Origin of the sequence: Idiomarina sp. UBA4206 (genome assembly GCF_002383015.1) — a bacterium.
Taxonomy (GTDB): Bacteria; Pseudomonadota; Gammaproteobacteria; order Enterobacterales; family Alteromonadaceae; genus Idiomarina; species Idiomarina abyssalis.
Window position 1 is genome coordinate 79,812 of sequence record NZ_DFTS01000043.1, and the last position, 2,932, is coordinate 82,743.

2 protein-coding genes and 1 tRNA gene (1 of these 3 running past the window's edge) are annotated in these 2,932 nt (G+C 47.7%); all 3 read right to left on the reverse strand.

The features are described from left to right. Positions 1-1,640, reverse strand: a 1,640-nt coding sequence (locus B3180_RS09430; protein WP_286844216.1) for a glutamate synthase central domain-containing protein, incomplete at its 3' end; no start/stop codon positions are given. Positions 1,641-1,780: 140 nt separating this feature from the next. Then, positions 1,781-2,821, reverse strand: coding sequence for a quinolinate synthase NadA (gene nadA / locus B3180_RS09435; protein WP_278358324.1), 1,041 nt, complete (start codon positions 2,819-2,821; stop codon positions 1,781-1,783). 89 nt (positions 2,822-2,910) lie between these two features. After that, a tRNA-Lys gene (locus B3180_RS09440) sits at positions 2,911-2,932 on the reverse strand (it continues 258 nt past the right edge of the window).

Consider the following 2,932-nt stretch of genomic DNA (forward strand, 5'->3'; position numbering starts at 1 on the left):
TCACCAGAAGCTTCGTTAAACACATTGTGCTCGCGTCCAATTATGGTTGAAAGTGACATCACGTGCCGTTCGCGAATGGGATCAATGGCCGGGTTTGTTACCTGTGCAAACTGTTGTCTAAAATAGTCGTAGAGCAAGCGGGGTTGCTTCGAGAGAACAGCGGTTGGAGTGTCGTCGCCCATTGAACCAACAGCTTCCTGCCCATCTTTCGCCAATACACTGATAATTTGCTGCAGCTCTTCTTCTGAGTACAGGTAAGCTTTATGCAATACCTGCATGGTTTCATCGTCATAAAGACGCTGGCCCAGTTTATCTGCGTGACTGCGTTCAAACGGAATTAAGTGACGACGATGCTGTTCCAGCCATTGTTTATAAGGGTGGCGTTGTTTTAACTCATCTTCTATTTCGTCGTTGTACCAAATTTGACCGGTATAGGTGTCGACCGCCATCATTTGACCCGGCCCTAAGCGCCCTTTTTCGATGACTTCTTGTTCGTCGTAATCCCAGATACCCACTTCAGAAGCAATGGTCAGAACACCAGAGCGCGTTAATACATATCTGGCCGGGCGTAAGCCATTACGATCCAGGCTACAGGCAACATGCCTGCCGTTACTCATCACCACACCTGCCGGCCCATCCCAGGGCTCCATGTGCAGCGAGTTAAATTCATAAAAAGCACGCATTTCATCAGACATTGTCGCGTCGCCTTGCCAGGCGGGCGGTATCAGCAAACGCATAGCCCGGAATAGATCCATACCGCCGGCTAACAACAGCTCCAGCATATTGTCCAGCGACGCAGAATCCGAGCCGGACAAGCCGACTAACGGTTTTGCATCCTGTAAGTCGGGTAGCAAAGGAGTCTGAAACTTATAAGCCCGCGCCTGCGCCCATTGCCGATTACCTCTTATGGTATTAATTTCGCCGTTATGAGCCAGAAACCGAAATGGTTGAGCTAAAGGCCAGCGTGGTTCGGTATTGGTAGAGAAGCGTTGATGGAATACGCAGATGGAGGTTTTCATATCGGAGTCGGCTAAATCAGCATAATAGGCAGGTAAATCCGCCGCCATCATTAAGCCCTTATAAACCAATACCAGACTAGAAAGCGAAGAAATATAAAGTTCTTCCTGATTAGGAATGAGCTTCTCAATACGCCGGCGCGCCATGTACAGACGTCTTTCTAAGTCTTTTTTCCGCCAGCCCGGGGGAGCAGACACCAGAACCTGCTCTATAACAGGCTCAGACGACTTAGCACCTTCCCCCAGCACTTGATTATCTACGGGCACTTTACGCCAGCCTGTAACGGCTAAGGTCTCTCTCTGGAGTTCTTGCTCGATAAGTTGTCGTGCGGTTTCACGCTTGTCGTTATCACGACTAAAGAAAACCATGCCAACGGCAAACTTTTTGCTAAGCTGCCAGCCCTTCTTTTCGGCAAATTGACGGAAAAATTGCTCTGGCATTTGCAGAAGCAAACCACAGCCGTCACCAGTCTTACCATCGGCACCAATACCGCCGCGATGCTGCATACGATCCAAAGCCTTAACGGCTGTAGAAATCAACCCTTGCCGAGGTTCACCATTAACGTTAGCAATAATGCCGAAACCGCAGTTATCACGCACTTCAGTCGGATCATAAAACCCCATGCAAATTCCACCCGAATAAATATTCAATAAATTCAGATTAGCATGCAGTTGTGCAGTTCGGTAGGCGATGCATTTATGGCGACTATAAATATCTTGTATAAGCGGGGAATAAAAAAGGCTCCCGAAGGAGCCTGTCTTAGTTATTTTAAGCTTGCCGAGAATTCCAGCATTCGGTCCAGTGGTACCATAGCTCTTTTACCTAAGGTTTCGTCGACATGTATTTCATGAGTCTCACCACCGTCGGTAAGTGCTTCTTCAATTGCTTTTAACCCGTTCATGGCCATCCATGGACAATGTGCACAGCTGCGGCAAGTTGCACCGTTTCCGGCTGTAGGTGCTTCAATAAAGGTTTTATTCGGCTGAAGCTGCTGCATTTTGTAGAAAATACCTTTGTCTGTCGCCACAATAAAGGTTTCGTTAGGTAATTCCTGACTCGCCTTAATGAGCTGCGATGTTGAGCCTACTGCATCAGCCATAGCGACAATATTTTCCGGTGACTCAGGATGAACAAGAACTGCGGCCTCCGGATGGAGCTTTTTCATGTCCTCCAATGCCTTTGCCTTAAATTCATCATGCACCACACAAGCCCCTTGCCACAACAACATATCTGCGCCGGTTTCACGTGCGATATAACCACCTAAGTGACGGTCAGGAGCCCAAAGTATTTTCTCGCCTTTAGCATCCAGGTGGTCGACAAGCTCAAGCGCCATGCTGGAAGTTACTACCCAGTCTGCACGAGCTTTAACTGCCGCGGAAGTATTCGCATAAACGACCACGGTTCTGTCTGGGTGCTGATCACAAAACTCAGCGAATTTCTCGGGAGGACAGCCAAGGTCCAGCGAACACTCAGCTTTTAATGTTGGCATCAGTACTTGCTTTTCGGGCGTCAAAATTTTCGCCGTTTCACCCATAAAGCGAACACCGGCAACAATTAATTTTTTCGCCGGATGGTCACGACCAAACCGAGCCATTTCTAAAGAGTCGGACACACAACCACCGGTTTCTTCAGCTAGAGCCTGGATATCAGGGTCTGTGTAATAGTGAGCCACCAGCACAGCATCTTCATCAATTAGAAGCTGCTTAATGCGATTAATTGTCTCTGATTTCTCTTTCGCACTTAACGGCTTAGGTTTAGGCGGAAAAGTATAATCAAGGCTATCCAGAGTTTGAATCTCGGTCATGATACTACGGCTTATTTTCCAAGTGTTCTTAATAAGTGGGGCTTATTATAGCTGAATTCAAGATGTGCTTGTAGCAAAGTAATTAGGAGTGGTGGGTTGTGCAGGATTCGA